This window comes from Acetobacter estunensis (assembly GCF_011516945.1).
GTDB lineage: Bacteria > Pseudomonadota > Alphaproteobacteria > Acetobacterales > Acetobacteraceae > Acetobacter > Acetobacter estunensis.
On sequence record NZ_WOTH01000002.1, the window covers coordinates 119,969 to 136,857 of the forward strand.

Sequence of the window (16,889 nt, forward strand, 5' to 3'; positions counted from 1 at the left end):
CGACATGTTTGGACGTCCCCTGCTGCGCTTTGTCCGCAATGACACGCATATCAACTTCATGCGCGGGCGCTTTGTCGGGCTGGCCACATCGGCCGTGCTCTCGCTCGCCTCGCTCATCCTGTTCTTCCACCCCGGCCTGACGCTCGGTCTCGATTTTCGCGGCGGTATCGTGGTGGAGGCGAAAACCAGCGGTCCGGCGGATTTCGGAAAAATCCGTTCCGCGCTGGCCACGCACAATCTCAAGGCCGAAGGAGTGCAGGCCTTCGGCGGTCCGGATGACGTGTTGATCCGTCTGGATGCAGACGAGACAACCAACACCAACGCTGTCGTGGATGAAGTGCGCCACGCTGTAGCGGAGGCTCAGCCGGGCGCGACCATCGTTCGGGCGGATGCCGTGGGAGCCTCGGTCTCCGCCGAACTTCTGCGCAACGGCTTACTGGCTCTGGGCATCAGTCTGCTGATGATCCTCGCCTATATCTGGTTCCGCTTCGAATGGGAGTTCGCGCTCTCGGCTGTCATCACACTGGTATTGGACCTGACCAAGACGGTCGGGTTCCTCGTGCTCACGCATATCGAGTTCGATCTCGTCATGGTGGCCGCCATCCTGACCATTCTGGGCTACTCCACCAATGACAAGGTGGTGGTTTATGACCGCGTGCGCGAAAATCTGCGGCGCTATCGCACGATGCCGCTGCGCGAGTTGCTGGACCTGTCCATCAACGAAACGCTGAATCGCACGCTCGGCACCTCCTGCACGGTCTTTCTGGCGGCCCTCCCCTTGGCCATCTTCGGAGGCGCGAGCCTGTCCGGATTTGCCTGGGTGATGCTCTTCGGAATCGTGGTGGGCACCTCCTCCTCCATCTTCATCGCCGCCCCGCTGTTACTGCTCATGGGCGAAAAGAGACTGCGCAAGGACACACGTCCGGCTGTCCAGCAGGAGGTCTGAGCTTCCTCTTGTCAGGGAGTGAGAGGCATCCGGGGCTGTGCGGGCGCCTGCGGCTTTCCATCGACAGGCTGCGTGAGCGCCACAAGCCGTATGATGGCGTCATTGGCGGCGTGCATGTTGCCGCCGCTCGGCTCGGCCATTTCACGGGCCACGGCCAGCAGGGCGGCATGATCCACAACGATCAGTTCCATGATCTGGCGTGGCGTCATACCGCCTGACATCACAGCGCCTCGCGCCATGCCATGCGCCATCATGTAACTGTAAATGAGACTGTGCGGCGTCGGCCTGAGGCTGACGGCCGGCGAAGCCTGACAGGCTGCCAGAGCAAGACATAGCGCAACCGCGCGGAGGCGGTTTTTCCATTGTCTGCGTGGCGTTTGGGTCGCTGTTTCGATGCCGTCTCTCGCGACCGCCATGCCTGCTCCTGCCTCTGTCTTATGCGTTTTGCCTTCTCCCTATCAGCCCCGGCATGTCTTGACCAAATGGCCTTACCGCCGAACAGCCCAGAGAATCACTGAAAGCAGCACACTTGCGATCAGGCCGGTCATGAGAGGCGCATAAAAGGTCACGTCACCACGCCGGATCAGGATATCACCCGGAAGACGACCGATTGGCAGGCGTGAGAGCCACGGCCACAACAGCCCAACGATCACCAGCGCCAGACCGATCGTCACCAGTGTTCGTGTCATCCTATTCGCCTACAGCCTTGCGCACGGAAAGCCCGATCCGCGCATCCACCATCAGTAGCAGGAATAGCGTCAGAGACGCACCGCCCACGACCAGCATCAGGGCCGGCGGCAGTCCCTTTCCAAATACACCCGCCAGATGATGCTGGATCAGCGCATTGCTGGCCGCGATCAGATTGCCGAGCTGATAGGCCACTCCGGGGAAAGTGGCTCTTACCGACGCGGGTGAAAGCTCGCTTAGATAGGCTGGCACCACCCCCCATGCTCCCTGAATACAGAACTGGATGCATACGGCGCCAACCGTCAGCCATAAGAGAGAATGTGGGAGTGTCCACAACGGCAGGATCGGCAGCACGAGAAGGGCCGCCAGCATGATGGTGCGACTGCGCCCGAGACGCTGCGAGAGCCAGCCGAAGAAGAGACCACCACTGATGGCCGCAATGTTGTAGCACACCACGATCATGGTCACGTGATCATGCGGAATATGCCGCTCAATGGCGAGAAACAGCTTCGGATACAGATCCTGAGAGCCATGGCTCATGAAGTTGAACATCGTCATGACCGCCACCGCGAAGGCGGATAACGCCATATGGCCCCGCACCACTGTCCACAGCCCCACCGGCTTTTCCGTACGACTGCGGGCAAGCCATTCGGGGCTTTCAGGGACACGTAGCCCCACATAGACGGCCGAGACGATGGCGACACCACCCAGTATGAACAGCCCCCGCCAGCCCAGAACGGGCAGCAGCAGGAACATCAGGGAGGCGAGCAGATAGCCCGCCGGATAGCCCGCCTGAAGAAGCCCCGACGCCGTGCCGCGCCATGATTTCGGCACGCTCTCCATGACAAGCGACGTGCCCACGCCCCACACACCGCCCAGCGCCACGCCGAACAGGGCACGACAGGCGAGAAAGACGCCGATCGAAGGCGAGAACGCCGACATCACCTCGATCAGGGAATAGACCACGATTGTACAGATGAGCGTGGGCTTGCGTCCGAATCGATCCGCGCTGCGTCCGCACAGAAACGCACCGATGGGACGTGTCATCAGCGTGAGCGTGGGCGCCCAAAGCACATCTTCCAGCGGCACGCCGAATCCGTCCGCGACATTGTCGAGGGTGAAAAGGACGATGAAGAAATCGCAGGCATCGAGCATCCATGCGAGAAAGGAGGCCGCCAGTACATGCCGCGCCGTGCGGACATCCACTTCTCTCGTGGCTGAGACGCCAGCCACGCTTGTTCCATCACTCATGCACAACTCCAGATCCCCTCAGGTCTTGCAGCATCAACAACCGCTCTGGAGAAAGGTCGCCAATCACGATCACGCCATGCCACTGTTTCCTATGCGGAACAATATGTAAGCTCGCCTGTTGACGGTCGTTTTCCCGGCAGGGTATCGCCGTGCCATCTCCAATCGGCGGACAGGAAAACCCGGAAACATGACACGCTCGGCACCCGTCATCGCCGTGGACGGCCCGGCCGCTGCCGGCAAAGGCACTCTCTCGAAACGACTGGCCGAGGTTCTGGGGCTTCCGCATCTCGACACCGGCCTGCTCTACCGCGCGGTTGCGCGCCGCATGTTGGATGAGGCTGTGGACCCTGCTTGCACATCAGGCGAAGCCGTCGCCCGCGCGCTCGTTCCTGAAGACCTCAAGCGCACCGATCTGCGCACGCCCGATGTCGATGCCGCCGCCAGTCTTGTCGCGCGCGATCAGGGCGTGCGGCAGGCTCTCGTGGACATGCAGCGCCTTTTTGCACGCGCGCAGGGCGCCGTGCTCGATGGCCGCGACATCGGCACCGTCATATTCCCCGATGCGGATGTGAAGCTCTACATCACGGCGTCCGCCCGCACGCGCGCGGTGCGCCGCTATATGCAGAATGGCGGCTCGGAAACGGCCCCTGACCGGGAAGCGCATATCAGTGAGATCGAGCAGGCGCTGATCGCCCGCGATCATGCCGACAGCACCCGCGCTTCCGCGCCTCTGCGCATGGCGGACGATGCCGTGAAAATCGAAACCGATGCGCTGGATGCGGCAGAGGTTCTAGCGGAAGCCCTGCGCATTACGAAAGCTGCATTGGAAAGGCAGAAAGCGTAGGATACGTGACTCCGGTCACTGCCCAGCGCGAAAGCTTTTCATGACTTCCTCTTCCCACGATCATGATCACGACCATTCTGCTCACGCGGCTCACGGTCATGGCTGTGCGCATGATCATGGACATGATGAACATGGTCACGGAGAACAGGGATGCGATCACGGTCATGGCCTCTTTGGCCATCATCATCACGCCCCTGCCTCTTTTGGAACGATCTTCGCCGTCGGGATGGCCATTAACACGCTGTATCTGGTGATCGAGGCGGTCTGGGGCGTGCTGGCTCACTCGCTGGCACTGCTGGCCGACGCCGGACACAATCTGTCCGATGTGCTGGCGCTGGGTGCTGCGTGGCTCGCGCATAATCTGAGCCAGCGCGCGCCGTCGCAGCGTTTCACTTATGGCCTTCGCCGCTCCTCGATCCTTGCCGCCCTCACCAACGCCGTGATCCTTCTGCTCGTCACGGGCGGCATCGCGTGGGAAGCGATTCTGCGTCTGTTCCATCCCGAACCCGTTGCGGGGCGAACTGTCATGATCGTCGCTGCCATCGGTATTCTGGTGAACGGTGCGACGGCGCTCATGCTGATGAAGGGCCAGAAAGAGGACCTGAACATTCGGGGAGCCTTTCTTCACATGGCGACAGACGCCCTCGCGTCGTTCGCCGTTGTGGTGACGGGTGCCATGGTACTGCTGACAAATCTCACATGGCTCGATCCGGCCATCAGTCTCGCCATTTCCGTTCTTATCGTGGGGGCAACCTGGGCACTTTTGCGGGATTCGCTGGACATGGCGCTCGATGCCGTCCCACGCGATGTAAATCCCGGAGAGGTCGAGCAGTATCTGCGGACATTGCCGGGTGTGACGGAGTTGCATGACCTGCACATCTGGGCCATGAGCACCACCGAAAACGCGCTGACCGCGCATCTCGTCCGGGCCTCCAGCACTGACAACGACCGTCTGCTTGAGACGGTCGGAGAGACGCTCCGCTCCCGATTCGGAATCGTGCACCCCACGATCCAGATTGAAACCGCCCGCTGCGATGCGGGCTGCACCCTGCAAGGAAGTGGTGTTGTCTGAGACCCTTACCTCCTCTGCCACGACCACCACAGAAAACGCCCATCAGAAGCATCTCGTTGCCTGGGTCAGCCTCGGGGTCAGCATCCTCGCACTCGGCTTGAAATATGCGGCCTGGCATGTCTCAGGTAGCGTGGCCCTGAAGTCCGATGCGTTAGAGACGATCATCAATGTGGTGGCCGCCGCTGGCGGGTTGTGGGCCATTCGGCTGGCCGAACGTCCGGCAGACCACAACCATAATTACGGTCACTACAAAGCCGAATATCTGTCCGCGATCATCGAAAGTGCGATGGTTTTCGTCACGGCGCTGTTGATCGGCAAGGCGGCATGGGACGGCTTTCAGCACCCGCAGAGCGAGATGAACTCGCCATGGCTGGGCATCGCGCTTAATGCAGCGGCCACCGTGGTGAATCTTGCGTGGGGGGTAACATTACTCCGCATAGGACAGCGCATGCGCTCCCCGGCCCTGGTCGCTGGCGGCCAGCATGTCCTCTCGGATGTCTGGACCGGCATCGGGCTGGTCGCAGGACTGTCGCTCATTCCATTGACAGGTTGGCACTGGCTCGATCCGGCTATTGCGGCGCTGATTGCCGTGAACGTGCTGCGCGTGGGTTGGGAAATGCTGCGTCAGTCCGTTGCCGGTTTGATGGACGAGGCACCGGATTCCGCAACACTCGAAAAACTGCATGACGTGATTGCAAGCCACGCCACGGGTGCGATCGAAGCGCATGACATCCGCATCCGTGAGGTGGGAGCCATCACATTCATTGAGTTTCACCTCGTAGTGCCCGGCACCATGACGGTCTCCGTAGTGCATGACATCTGTGACCGGATCGAAGCGGGACTGCGTGAAAATCTTGGCCGTTGCGTCATCCACATCCATGTGGAGCCGGAGAATAAGGCCAAGAACGAGGGAATCGTGCTGGCGCACCCCGCGCAAATCCATTGATGGAACCGAACAATTTCACAAAACATTCCATTTTGTATTGGAATCACGGTGTTGCGGGCGTAGCGTAAGCTGGGTCATGCGCATTTCGCATGAACTGCAAGACGTTCAGGTTGCAGATCATTCCAACCCGCCAAGGCATCATGTCCTCCACAACGACCGGCCGTATCCGTCATTTTCGTGAAACCGCCCGCATGACGACGGTCGAATGGCGACGAAAGCTCATCGTGTGGACCGGCTCCATCATGGTTGGGCTTGTGGCGGTGGCTTTTGCCGAACTGGCTGATGACGCCGCGCATCTGCGTTCGCATATTCTCAAAATCAGTCCTTGGTTGATGCTGTTCATCACGCCGGCTGGCCTTGCCCTGTCCATCTGGCTGACACGCACCTTTTTCCGGGGCGCGCAGGGTTCGGGTATCCCACAGGCCATCGCCTGCATGCATCTGTCCAATCAGGTTGTCGTGGACCGCATCCTCTCCCTCCGGATTGCCGCAGCCAAGATCGCCCTCACCTGTCTGGGCCTTCTCGCTGGCGCGTCCATCGGACGTGAAGGGCCAAGCGTACAGATCGGCGCCGCCATCATGAACGCGGCGGGACGTTTCCTGAATCTGAGCGAGACGATTTCGCGGCGGGCGCTCGTGCTGGCAGGTGGGTCCGCTGGCGTAGCGGCGGCTTTCAACACACCGCTGGCCGGCATTGTATTCGGCATCGAGGAGTTAGCCCATTCGTTCGAGCAACGCACAAGTGGCGTGATGCTGACAGGCGTTGTGCTCGCCGGTGTGACCGCCATCGCCCTGACGGGAAACTACACTTATTTCGGCCATACCGATTCCGTGGTGCCTCTGGGCGTCAGTTGGCTGGCGGTGATTGCCTGCGGTCTTCTCGGAGGTGTTGCCGGTGGTTCCTTTTCCGCAATCCTCATTCGTGCGTCGAAGGGACTGCCCGGGAACGCCGGTCAGTTTGTCGCGCGGCGCCCCGTCGCTTTCGCTGCGCTGTGTGGGTTGGCTCTGGCCATTATCGGCCTTGCTTCAGGTGGGATGACGTATGGCACCGGCTATGCTCAGGCCCGGTCCATCATTCAGGGTGAAGAACACTATCCCGCCTCCTATTTCGTGCTGAAATTCCTCGCCACCATCATTTCCTACTGTTCCGGCATTCCGGGAGGGCTGTTTGCGCCTTCGCTATCGGTCGGCGCGGGTATGGGAGGCTGGATCGCGCAGTTCCTTCCTCACACCACACCCGGAGCTGTGGTGCTTCTTGGCACCGTGGCCTATTTCGCGGCGGTCGTGCAGGCGCCTCTTACAGCCACCGTCATTGTTATGGAAATGTGCGATAACCAGCAGGTGACGCTCGCCCTTCTGGCCAGCGCATTCCTTGCCTTCGGTGTCTCACGCACCATCTGCAAACAGCCGCTTTACGGTGCGTTAGCCGAGCGTTTCCTGCGAACGGTGTCATCGTCCAACCCACCGCCAGAACAGCCCACTGAGATTTCGCCGAACCCGAAAGCCTGACAACGTAGGAGCATCTTTCTATGCGACAGGAAACCCACAGGCTGAGCTTCCGCTCGCATGGGAAAGGATTGCTGCCCGTAACCCGCCCTGTGCTTGAGTGGGTGCGTCAGACTGGCATTTCCACGGGCCTTCTGACGCTCTGGTGCCCTCACACGTCCTGTTCCCTCACCGTGCAGGAAAATGCCGATCCCAGCGTGCGCGAAGACATCGCCCATTATTTCGAGCGTCTAGTTCCGGAGGGGAAAGACCTCTACCGTCACATGGACGAAGGGCCGGACGACATGCCGGCCCATCTGCGCACGATGCTCACTCAATCGGGTCTTAGCATTCCGGTTGTGGAAGGAGCGCCTTCACTGGGTGTCTGGCAGGGTATTTACCTGTTCGAACATCGGCGCGTGCCTCATCACCGCGAGATTGTCCTTCATCTTCTAGGAGAATGAAGAGGACTGTATCCTACGATGTTTTGGAAGCCTGCTGTGCGCTTGCGGGATCGTTGACGGAAATGACAGCCTCATCGGAAATCGACACCACATCCGTCGGCCGCTCGCTGTTGGCGCGTTCCTGTTGGGCAATGCCTGCCGTCGTGTTGCGCAGACGCGCCATTTCTTCACGGACATCGTTGAGGATTTCTAGCAGGGCCGCATGGTCTTCCGTCGCCCTCTGATCGCTGCCCCGCGCAAGAATGGCGCTGCCCACCATCAGTGCCGGTAGTGCGACAAGCTGGATACAGTTGCTGATATAGAGCAGCGGCCCCTGCCAATCCGGCTTCAGAATGGGAATGAGCGAAAACAGAAAGAAGGCGTAAACACACCAGATGCTGCCAAAGATGATCGTCATGCGTACGGCAAGACGATCATTGAACCGGTCCACCAATCCCGGCGTGGACGGAGTGTCGTCATTTCGATGGCGATCGCGGTAAAACCAGCTAAGCGGATGCCAGATATTATGATGGTTTTTCACGAAACAAGAACCTGACTGTCAAAATTGCAATTCTGTTGTGAGAGTGAGCACAGCAGAAGGCAGGGTCAACCATCCCTGCCCTCATGTCAGGTCATCGTCTCGGCCTGTCAGGCATCGGCCTTGCCGGTCAGACGGCGATACACCGCCAGATAATCCTCCGCCATGCGCCGGGCGGTGAAGCGCCGCTCGAACTCGCGCCGGATCAGCCCCCGATCCAGCGCCTCCACTGCCGGATACGCTGCGATCGCTTCCGCTTCGCTCGTGACAATCGCGCCCGTCAGACCGTCTTCCAAAACCTCTGGCACCGAGCCATGCCGAAAGGCTATGACCGGCGTTCCGCATGCCATGGCCTCGATCATCACAAGCCCAAAAGGCTCCGGCCAGTCGATGGGCATCAGAAGCGCTCGCGCTCCCGAGAGAAAGGCCGGTTTTTCCGCATCCCCGATCTCTCCGATCATTTCCACGCCTTCTCCCAGCATGGGAACGATGTCACGTTCGAAATACTCCGCGTCAGCCTTGTCCACCTTGGCAGCGATTTTCAGCGGCAGCCCCACGGCCCGGGCAATGCGGATCGCCTTATCGATGCCCTTTTCCGCGCAGATACGCCCAAGAAAGGCCAGATAATGACCGGGCCCCGGTTGAGGTGTCAGCAGGTTCTCAGGGAGGCCATGCAGGACGGTCGCCGCGTAGTTGGCCTGAGGCAACGGGCGACGCTGGCTGTCCGAAATAGAGACGATGGGCACTTGTGGAAAAGCATTGAAAACGGGCTGAAGCTCCGGCAGATCAAGCCGCCCGTGCATGGTGGTGACAAAAGGTACGGGCTGGCGGCTGAAATAGGTGAACGGCCAGTAATCCATATGAAAATGCAGAACATCGAACTCATGCGCGCGGCGCGCCACATGCTCCATGAGCAGCATATGTGGGGCGATCGGGTCGCGAATTGTCGGGTCGAGCCGCAGGGCACGCGGCCAGACCGCATCCAGTTCCGCCGAGGTCACACTGTCGCCACTTGCGAACAGTGTCACGTCGTGGCCCATTGCCGTGAGTTCGTCCGTGAGGAAGGCCACCACCCGTTCCGTTCCACCATAAAGTTGCGGTGGAACCGCCTCGTGAAGAGGTGCAATCTGGGCAATACGCATGGACCGGTTTCTCCGCGTTCTTTTTTGTATTTTCAATGCACGACAGAACGGGTGCCATCCCCCGAAAGCTGGAGAAAGTCCATCGCCGTCCCGACACTTCGGATTACGTGACGAGCACAGGCTGTGCGAATTTCTTCCCACTTCACCAAACGCCTATACTCCCTGAAAAGTTGACAGGCTCATGACGCATGGACAGTCCCGCTTGAAACGTGACGAGGATATGACCATTCCCGACAGCGAACTCCCGCGCTATGCGGGCCATCCTGTCCGTTTCCTCTTTCGCTATATCCGCCATCGCCTTGCCCCACACGTCGTGGTGTTTGGATTCGTAGCGCTGGCCGTCGGGTGCGCGGTGTTCGCCTCCTCCGCCATCCGGCATCTGGTGGACATCATGAACAGCCATCCGCACGGCCCTTTTCGCCCGGTCTGGATGGCCGTTGCGTGGCTTGCCGGGGTGATCACACTCGACAATCTCTCATGGCGCGTCGCGGGGTGGTACGCCGCCAGAACCTTCGTGGCCGTAACGGGTGACGTGCGGCGCGATCTGTTCCGGTTTCTGACCGGTCATTCCGCCGGCTATTTCTCAGACCGGATGCCTGCCGCCCTTGCGTCGCGCATTTCCACCGCAGGTACCGCCACATTCACCCTTGAGAGCCTGCTGGCGTGGAATATTCTGCCGCCATGCCTGAATGTGCTGCTTTCCATCGGGCTGATGGTGAGCGTCAGCCCTCTTATGGGCAGCGTCATCAGTTGTCTGGCGTTCGCTCTTGCCGCCGTAATGTTTCGCATGGCGCGCGCGGGACGAAATCTTCATGCGGCCTATGCTTCTTCCGCGGCCGGTGTGGATGGAGAGATTCAGGACGTCATCGGTAATCTGCCGCTGGTCCGTACTTTCGGGATGCTGGGTTATGAACGCAGCCGTCTGGGACGTATTCTGGACAGCGAAATGGGTGTGCGAGGCGTCTCCTTGCGCAACATGGAAAAGCTACGCCTCGTTCATGCCTTTCTCACTGCCGTCCTGACGGCGGGCCTGCTCGTATGGGTGGTGACACTCTGGCAGCACGGCAGCGCCACCGTGGGTGACGTGGTGATGGTCGTAACGCTCGGCTTCCTGATCCTGCACGGCACGAGAGATCTCGCAGTGGCACTCGTGGAGACGGTGCAGCACACCGCTCGTCTGGGTGAAACGCTTTCCACCATCCTGCTGCCCCACGAAATGGATGACCGCGCCAACGCCCACGGTTTTCCGCAAGCGCCGCAGGGTGAAATATGCTTTCGCGACGTGACGTTTCACTATCCGACAGGCCCGAACGTGCTGGAGCATTTCAATCTGCACGTCACACCCGGTACGCGCGTGGGGCTTGTCGGGCGCTCCGGCTCGGGCAAGAGTACGGTTCTCGCCCTGCTCCAGCGTCAGCGTTATGTGCAGGGTGGCGCGGTGCTCATTGATGGACAGAACATCAATGACCTGTCCGAAGAATCCCTGCGCGGCTGCATGTCCGTAGTGCCTCAGGATGTCTCGCTGCTGCATCGCTCAGTGGCCGACAACATCCGCTACGGCAAACCGCAGGCCACCGAGGAGGACGTACGCGCCGCTGCCGATGCAGCGGGCTGCACGGACTTCATTCTTGCCCTGCCTGAAGGCTTTGCGACACAGGTGGGCGATCGTGGCGTGAAGCTCTCGGGTGGCCAGAGACAGCGTCTGGCCATTGCCCGTGCCTTTCTGCGCAATGCGCCGATCCTGATCCTCGATGAGGCCACCAGCGCACTGGACAGCGAGAGCGAGCATCATATCCAGCTTGCGCTGCATCGACTGATGAAAGGACGCACCGTGATCGCGGTGGCGCATCGTCTCTCGACGCTCAAGGATTTCGACCGGATTGTCGTGATGCAGCAGGGTCGTATCGTGGAGGACGGCTCCCCTTTCGCGCTGGAGCGGCGTGAAGGCCCCTACCGGGAGTTCCTCTCACTTCAGGCGTTTGACATTCCGCCGCTGTGATCTCCGGTCATGGAAAACCCGCCCATCTTGCAACGGGCGGGTTCCAGACTGGATGCACAGAAAGAAACGATGTTTCAGAAAGCGATATGAGCACGATTGCCCGAAATGGTCGGGCGAGGTGTACCGATCGGCAGGATCGGATGACCGAGTTGGGCTTCCAGCACTTCCGCCATCGCGAGGTAGAGCGCTGAGGCTCCGCACAGGAGTCCTTCAAAGCCGGCAAAGCGGGTGATCGCGATGTTGCCCGTGAACTCCCCAGCCGCAAGAAGCCCGAACAGCACCACCAGTGAGGCGAATACGAATTGCAGCACACGGTTGGAGCGAAGGGTTCCGATGAACATGAACGCCGTGAAGATGCCCCACAGCGAAAGCCATACGCCCATTCCCATGGGATCGGCAGCAGCGATCAGCCCCAGTTTCGGCAGGAAAATGAGCAGCACCAGCGAAATCCAGAAGGCGCCATAGGATGTAAAGGCCGTCATCCCGAAGGTGTTGCCCTTAGGATATTCCAAAAGGCCCGCGCACATCTGCGCCAAGCCACCGAACATAATCCCGGTGGCCAGCACTGAAGAATTCAGCGGCAGAAAACCCGCGTTACAGACATTGAGCAGGATGGTGGTCATTCCGAAACCGGCAAGTCCAACCGGTCCGGGATTGGCGAACTGACCCATGATGGATTCTCCCCTTCAGATGGGGTTGAAACAGCGGGGAAAGCCAGTCGAGCCAGCACCCCTTGCTGCAATCCTTCCGCTTTGATCGCCTATTAATCAACAATAATGATAACTGAGATACGATATTAGAATATCACGTTTCCGTGTCGGTTCAGGGCGGAATGGGGCCGGTATCGATCAGCGGCACGGCGGCCCCTCCTCGTCCATAATTTGCCAGTGCCTGCACACCGAAAACCGTCCACGCGCCGTTCTGTTGCCCCAGAAGAGGTGCGCCGCTGCTGCCACGTGTCGCATCACAATCATGATCGATCAGGACATGACCGCTGGTCGTTCGATTTATCCCGAGAATCTGACAGTTCAGGTCAGAGCGCACGACCTCGCTGAAGTCCTGTTCATAACCACCAAGAACCACGGCTGAACCCGGCGTCGGCAGGTTTTGGGCAACGGGCAGAGTCTCCGCGCGGGTGCCTACAGGCGCTTCAAGAAACAGCGTGGCCCGATCGAATGCGGCGGTCGCTGCTTCACGGCGGGGATCGTATTCCGGTGGAACGAGAAATCGGACAGTCCGGGCGTGAGCGGCGTAGTGTCCCCGATCATAGGCACGAAGGAAGTGGACATCATGTGGCTGGATGAAGTAACCGGTCCGGGCGATGAACAGACAATGCGCGGCCGTTTCCACGACATTCGGGGCAATCAGGAAGCCGGTGCAACGTCCGCCAAGTTCTGTCTGCACCCGCCCGATCGCACTCCACGGCAATTGGAACATGTCCACGGATTGACGCGCATCGTTCTGCCCAATCCCCGGTCGAAGCGGTACGACCTGAGCGGTGGCGGATGTCTCTGTCACCAACATGACGGTGAGAGCCAGCCCAATAAAAGAAAGTCTTTTTGCCCACTGCGTCATTATTTCACGACAGGATCAGTCTGTAACAACGTCGTCGGGCCGAAGCTGTCTGGCAGCAGTTCCGCCAATGTGCGTACCAGCAAAACCCGACCTGCTGGATCGACCATACGCACACTCAGATCCGGCTCTCCAAATTCACGCAATTTCTGACGGCAACCGCCACAAGGCGTGCAGGGAGCGGCCTCATTTCCCCCACACACCACGATCTCGTGAATCCGTCGGCCACCAGCCGCCACCATCGCCGCGATGGCGCCACCCTCGGCGCAGATGCCTTCCGGATACGCGGCATTCTCAACATTGCAGCCTGAAAACACGCGCCCGTCGTCACAGCGCAAAGCCGCCCCCACAGCAAAGCGCGAATACGGCGCGTAGGCCCGTTCCCGCACGGCCACCGCCGCAGCTATGAGTGGATCGGCGGACTCTGCCGTCATGGCTCAGGCGCCGTAACCCTTGGGATGCACCTTGCGCCAAGCAAGAGCCGTCTCCACCGTCCGATCCAGATCGGTGAACTCGGGCTTCCAACCGGTCGCCGCCATCAGGCGTGCGGGGCTTGCAACCAGACTGGCGGGATCACCCGCACGGCGTGGGCCTGCCTTCCACGGCACCGGAAGACCACTCACACGCTCGACGGCACGGATGACTTCCAGATTGGAATTGCCACGTCCAGTGCCCACGTTGAAGGTCACGCTACGATCAGTCAGCAGTGGCAGAACCGCAAGATGCGCCTGCGCCAGATCGGTGACATGAATGTAGTCGCGCACGCAGCTTCCATCCGGGGTGGGATAATCGTCCCCAAACAGGGTCAGAGCCGGGCGACGGCCTAGCGCTGCGTCGATCACAAGCGGGATGAGGTGAGTCTCGGGGCGATGATCCTCACCCGCACGGCCTTGCGGGTCCGCGCCGGCGGCATTGAAATAACGCAGGCATGCACTGCGCAGACCGTGAATTCGATCCGCCCAGTACAGCGCACGCTCCACAACGCGTTTGCTCTCTCCATAAGCCGAGCCGGGATCGACGGGCGTGTCCTCGTCAATCGGTCCGTCTCCTGCCGTCCCGAACAACGCAGCGGTGGAAGAGAAGACGAAGCGCTTCACGCCGTTACGCACGCAGGCGTCGATCAGTCCGAAACCCAGCCCACCGTTGGCGGACATGTACATCATCGGATGTTCCATGCTTTCGCCTACCAGTGAGAGTGCCGCAAAATGGAATACGCAGTCCCATGGACCATCGCCCAGCACACGATCCAGAAGCGGCAGATCCGCCAGATCGCCTTCAATGAAACGCGCGCCAGCCGGCACAGCCGCGCGATGGCCTGTGCGCAGGCTGTCGAACACCGTCACTTCATGTCCAGCGTCCAGAAGCGCCAGTACCATGTGGCTGCCGACATAACCGGCGCCGCCGGTCACAAGAAAACGACTTGTCATGATCTCACCTTAATCCTTGATCTCTGACCGGCGCTCGGCGGGCCTTCTATCGCGCTTTAATGACGTTTTACGTATCACATTGTTTCGTCGTCATTAACCTTCAAATGCCTGCAAGACCCAACCGTTTCCCTTTCGGATCGATCTGCTCTAACCACCGATAGCTTCTGCTCCTTCCGGAATGTCCCCTCGTGTCGTCTTCGTCAGTCCCATCACGCCATGATCGCTGCCCGGCCGGGTCCTATGGCTGGCCTCCGTTGATCGCAACAGCCGCGCTCTTTTTCCTCATCGGCTTCGTGACATGGCTGAACGGTCCGCTCATCGCTTTCGTGAGAGTGGCTTTTTCCCTCTCCGACACGGGCGCCTTTCTGGTTCCGTTCGTCTTCTATCTTTCCTATCTGTTTTTTGCCCTACCCGCCGCGTGGATCACCGACAGGATGGGACTCAGGCGTGGACTGGCACTCGCCCTTGCCATCATGAGCATTGGCACCGCTCTGTTTGGACAGTTCGTGGCAGCACGCTCCTATAGCGGGGCGCTTGCCGGACTGCTGGTGCTTGGTTGCGGCCTTACCCAGCTTCAGGTCACGGTCAATCCGTATGTGAGCCTTCTCGGCCCGCACGATCGGGCTGCACAGCGCATCGCCATCATGGGGCTGTGCAACAAATGCGCCGGTATTCTTGCCCCCATCGTGCTGGCGGTCCTCGTCATGCACAACATCGGCGGCGTGGTGGAGGCTGCGCAAAACGCTCCCTCCTCAGCCGCGCGGGAAATCATTCTTTCCGGGTTCGCGCAGGCCATCTACCATCCCTACCTCATCATGGCGGGTGTGCTTTTTCTCGCATCTCTGGCCGTCGCCTTTTCGCGGTTACCGGATCCGGTGCGTCCTGTCGGAACCGCTCTTCCGTCCGGTCGCCTTTCCATGTCTCCGCGCCTGACATTCGGCATACTCACAACTTTTCTTTATGTCGGCGTGGAGGTGCTGGCTGGCGACGCCATCGGCACATATGGACAGGGTTTCGGGCTGCCACTCGAACAAACACGGTTTTTCACCGCCTTCACGTTGACCGGGATGATGGTGGGTTACGTGCTCGGCCTTGTCTGCGTGCCCCGGTTCCTCTCCCAGCAACACGCGATGATGCTCTCCTCTCTGGCTGGCGTATTTTTTGCCCTGACAGCCCTCTTCACTCATGGATATCTTTCCGTGCTGTGCGTGGCCTTTCTCGGTCTTGCGAACGCCATGATCATGCCAGCGCTTTTCCCTATGGCCATTCGGGATAGTGGTTCGCATGTGGCGCGGGCTTCTGCGCTTCTGGTAATGGCTTTCTCAGGCGGTGCTTTTGTTCCGCAAATATTCGCGTTGCTGAAGCCCTTGATCGGTTTCCAGGATGCGTTCACGGCGCTCGCTCTAACTGCTTATGTTGTTATATTGTTTTATAATCTGCGATTTGGAGGCGAAAAATATGATAACACATGATGTAATTTATAAAATACGTTGTTTTTAAATCATATTTTTATCACATCACTGGCTGCGAGTTTTTCACGGTCGATTTTTATCTCAGATATGATTTTGCGTTTATTATTTAACATATTGATATTAAAACATTCTCAAAGAAAGAGACGATGTTCCTTCGGCAACTGACCTACCTCGTGGCGCTGGATCAATACCGGCATTTCTCCCGGGCCGCCGAGCATTGTGGCGTGTCTCAGCCCGCTCTTTCCGCAGCCATACGCCAGCTGGAAAACGAGCTCGGACTCACTATCATCCAGCGTAACCGACGCTTTCAGGGATTCACGCCCGCAGGGGAACGTGTGCTGGCCTGGGCACATGAGACCTTGGCCGATCTTGGACATCTCAGACAGGAAGCCTCCTTCGCCCAAGATATCGCGGGAGGCTCCATCAGCCTGTGCGCCATACCGCCCACCGTGCTCGTCCTGCCTCTGTTGCTGGAAAGTTTTCGGGCGGTGCTGCCCGCCTTGCATGTGAACGCAACTATCTGTCCCAATGCGGACGCCCTGCATCATCTTCAGGAACACCGCAGCCAACTGGCCCTGATGTATCTCGATCAGGTGCCAGCCGGTGGTCTTTTCGACACTCATCCTCTCTACGATGAACAGCAGGTTCTCGCTGCGGCTCCGGGCGTTGCCCTCCCCGGCGCACGGCATATTGGCTGGGAGGAGTTGAGCGATCTGCCGCTGGGTCTGTTGAACAACGACATGCGCTGCCGCCAGTTCGTAAATGCAGCCTTTCAGTCTGCTGGCGTCACACCTACCATCACTCTTGAAACCAATTCCGTGACACTTCTGCATGCGGAACTGCTCAACGGACGGATTGCCACGATACTGCCAGTTGCCGCCCTTCCACTTCAGGCGACACCCGATGGTCCTCTTCAGATAAGAAAACTTGCACCAACCAACGGAAGTACGATCGGCCTCGTCAGACTGGCCCGCCCGATGCAGACCGCACTGACAACCCGCATGTGGGAAATTGGCTGCCGGCTTTCACTGGATGATGTTTTCACCCTCTGACGCCCTTCATAAAC

At 59.5% G+C, this 16,889-nt stretch carries 18 protein-coding genes; 9 read left to right on the forward strand and 9 right to left on the reverse strand.

Going from position 1 to position 16,889, the window contains the following annotated elements:
- Window positions 1-4 precede the first annotated feature (4 nt).
- Entirely contained in the window at window positions 5-946 is a 942-nt protein-coding gene (gene secF, locus GOB87_RS01735; protein ID WP_166312813.1) for a protein translocase subunit SecF, read from the forward strand.
- A gap of 11 nt (window positions 947-957) precedes the next feature.
- On the opposite strand, the gene GOB87_RS01740 is transcribed toward secF, so the two are convergent.
- The 3 genes from GOB87_RS01740 to GOB87_RS01750 all read right to left on the reverse strand — a co-directional run bounded on the left by GOB87_RS01740 (window position 958) and on the right by GOB87_RS01750 (window position 2,884).
- Window positions 958-1,362, reverse strand: coding sequence for a hypothetical protein (locus tag GOB87_RS01740; RefSeq protein ID WP_166312814.1), 405 nt, complete (start codon window positions 1,360-1,362; stop codon window positions 958-960).
- A gap of 72 nt (window positions 1,363-1,434) precedes the next feature.
- The gene (locus GOB87_RS01745) at window positions 1,435-1,635 is read right to left on the reverse strand and encodes a DUF2905 domain-containing protein (protein ID WP_166312815.1); all 201 of its coding nucleotides are present in this window, start codon (window positions 1,633-1,635) and stop codon (window positions 1,435-1,437) included.
- A 1-nt stretch (window position 1,636) separates the two neighbouring features.
- Window positions 1,637-2,884, reverse strand: a complete 1,248-nt coding sequence (locus GOB87_RS01750) for an MFS transporter (protein WP_166312816.1) — start codon at window positions 2,882-2,884, stop codon at window positions 1,637-1,639.
- A 187-nt stretch (window positions 2,885-3,071) separates the two neighbouring features.
- Here GOB87_RS01750 and cmk point away from each other — a divergent pair, with 187 nt between their 5' ends.
- The 5 genes from cmk (at window position 3,072) to GOB87_RS01775 (ending at window position 7,694) form a co-directional block, all read left to right on the forward strand.
- A complete protein-coding gene (gene cmk / locus GOB87_RS01755; protein ID WP_166312817.1) occupies window positions 3,072-3,728 on the forward strand; it encodes a (d)CMP kinase in 657 nt (218 codons plus the stop codon).
- 40 nt (window positions 3,729-3,768) lie between these two features.
- Window positions 3,769-4,800: a cation diffusion facilitator family transporter gene (locus GOB87_RS01760; protein ID WP_194303161.1), complete on the forward strand. Its 1,032-nt coding sequence runs from the start codon at window positions 3,769-3,771 to the stop codon at window positions 4,798-4,800.
- Entirely contained in the window at window positions 4,793-5,746 is a 954-nt protein-coding gene (locus GOB87_RS01765) for a cation diffusion facilitator family transporter (RefSeq protein ID WP_242006096.1), read from the forward strand. The genes GOB87_RS01760 and GOB87_RS01765 overlap by 8 nt, the downstream gene beginning before the upstream one ends.
- A gap of 140 nt (window positions 5,747-5,886) precedes the next feature.
- Window positions 5,887-7,254 (forward strand): chloride channel protein, encoded by a 1,368-nt coding sequence (locus GOB87_RS01770; RefSeq protein ID WP_166312819.1) that lies wholly within the window; start codon window positions 5,887-5,889, stop codon window positions 7,252-7,254.
- 20 nt (window positions 7,255-7,274) lie between these two features.
- The gene (locus tag GOB87_RS01775) at window positions 7,275-7,694 is read left to right on the forward strand and encodes a secondary thiamine-phosphate synthase enzyme YjbQ (RefSeq protein WP_166312820.1); all 420 of its coding nucleotides are present in this window, start codon (window positions 7,275-7,277) and stop codon (window positions 7,692-7,694) included.
- 13 nt (window positions 7,695-7,707) lie between these two features.
- Here the strand turns inward: GOB87_RS01775 and GOB87_RS01780 are convergent, their stop codons facing one another.
- Window positions 7,708-8,091 carry a hypothetical protein gene (locus tag GOB87_RS01780; RefSeq protein WP_242006105.1) on the reverse strand — a complete coding sequence of 128 codons (384 nt, stop codon included), beginning with the start codon at window positions 8,089-8,091 and terminating at the stop codon, window positions 7,708-7,710.
- Window positions 8,092-8,321: 230 nt separating this feature from the next.
- A complete protein-coding gene (locus GOB87_RS01785; RefSeq protein WP_166312821.1) occupies window positions 8,322-9,353 on the reverse strand; it encodes a glycosyltransferase family 4 protein in 1,032 nt (343 codons plus the stop codon).
- 181 nt (window positions 9,354-9,534) lie between these two features.
- On the opposite strand from GOB87_RS01785, the gene GOB87_RS01790 reads away from it, so the two are divergent.
- Window positions 9,535-11,352: an ABC transporter ATP-binding protein gene (locus GOB87_RS01790; protein ID WP_166312822.1), complete on the forward strand. Its 1,818-nt coding sequence runs from the start codon at window positions 9,535-9,537 to the stop codon at window positions 11,350-11,352.
- A gap of 74 nt (window positions 11,353-11,426) precedes the next feature.
- Here GOB87_RS01790 and GOB87_RS01795 read toward each other — a convergent pair whose 3' ends face one another.
- The 4 genes from GOB87_RS01795 to galE form a co-directional block, all read right to left on the reverse strand.
- On the reverse strand, window positions 11,427-12,023 hold the full coding sequence (locus GOB87_RS01795) for an acetate uptake transporter (RefSeq protein WP_166312823.1): 597 nt from the start codon (window positions 12,021-12,023) through the stop codon (window positions 11,427-11,429).
- 151 nt (window positions 12,024-12,174) lie between these two features.
- A complete protein-coding gene (locus tag GOB87_RS01800) occupies window positions 12,175-12,876 on the reverse strand; it encodes a trypsin-like serine peptidase (RefSeq protein ID WP_242006098.1) in 702 nt (233 codons plus the stop codon).
- A gap of 50 nt (window positions 12,877-12,926) precedes the next feature.
- Entirely contained in the window at window positions 12,927-13,358 is a 432-nt protein-coding gene (locus tag GOB87_RS01805; protein WP_166312825.1) for a cytidine deaminase, read from the reverse strand.
- Window positions 13,359-13,361: 3 nt separating this feature from the next.
- Entirely contained in the window at window positions 13,362-14,351 is a 990-nt protein-coding gene (gene galE / locus GOB87_RS01810) for a UDP-glucose 4-epimerase GalE (RefSeq protein WP_166312826.1), read from the reverse strand.
- A 188-nt stretch (window positions 14,352-14,539) separates the two neighbouring features.
- On the opposite strand from galE, the gene gluP reads away from it, so the two are divergent.
- Window positions 14,540-15,823 carry a glucose/galactose MFS transporter gene (gene gluP / locus GOB87_RS01815; protein ID WP_166312827.1) on the forward strand — a complete coding sequence of 428 codons (1,284 nt, stop codon included), beginning with the start codon at window positions 14,540-14,542 and terminating at the stop codon, window positions 15,821-15,823.
- A gap of 146 nt (window positions 15,824-15,969) precedes the next feature.
- The gene (locus GOB87_RS01820) at window positions 15,970-16,875 is read left to right on the forward strand and encodes a LysR family transcriptional regulator (RefSeq protein ID WP_166312828.1); all 906 of its coding nucleotides are present in this window, start codon (window positions 15,970-15,972) and stop codon (window positions 16,873-16,875) included.
- Window positions 16,876-16,889 lie beyond the last annotated feature (14 nt).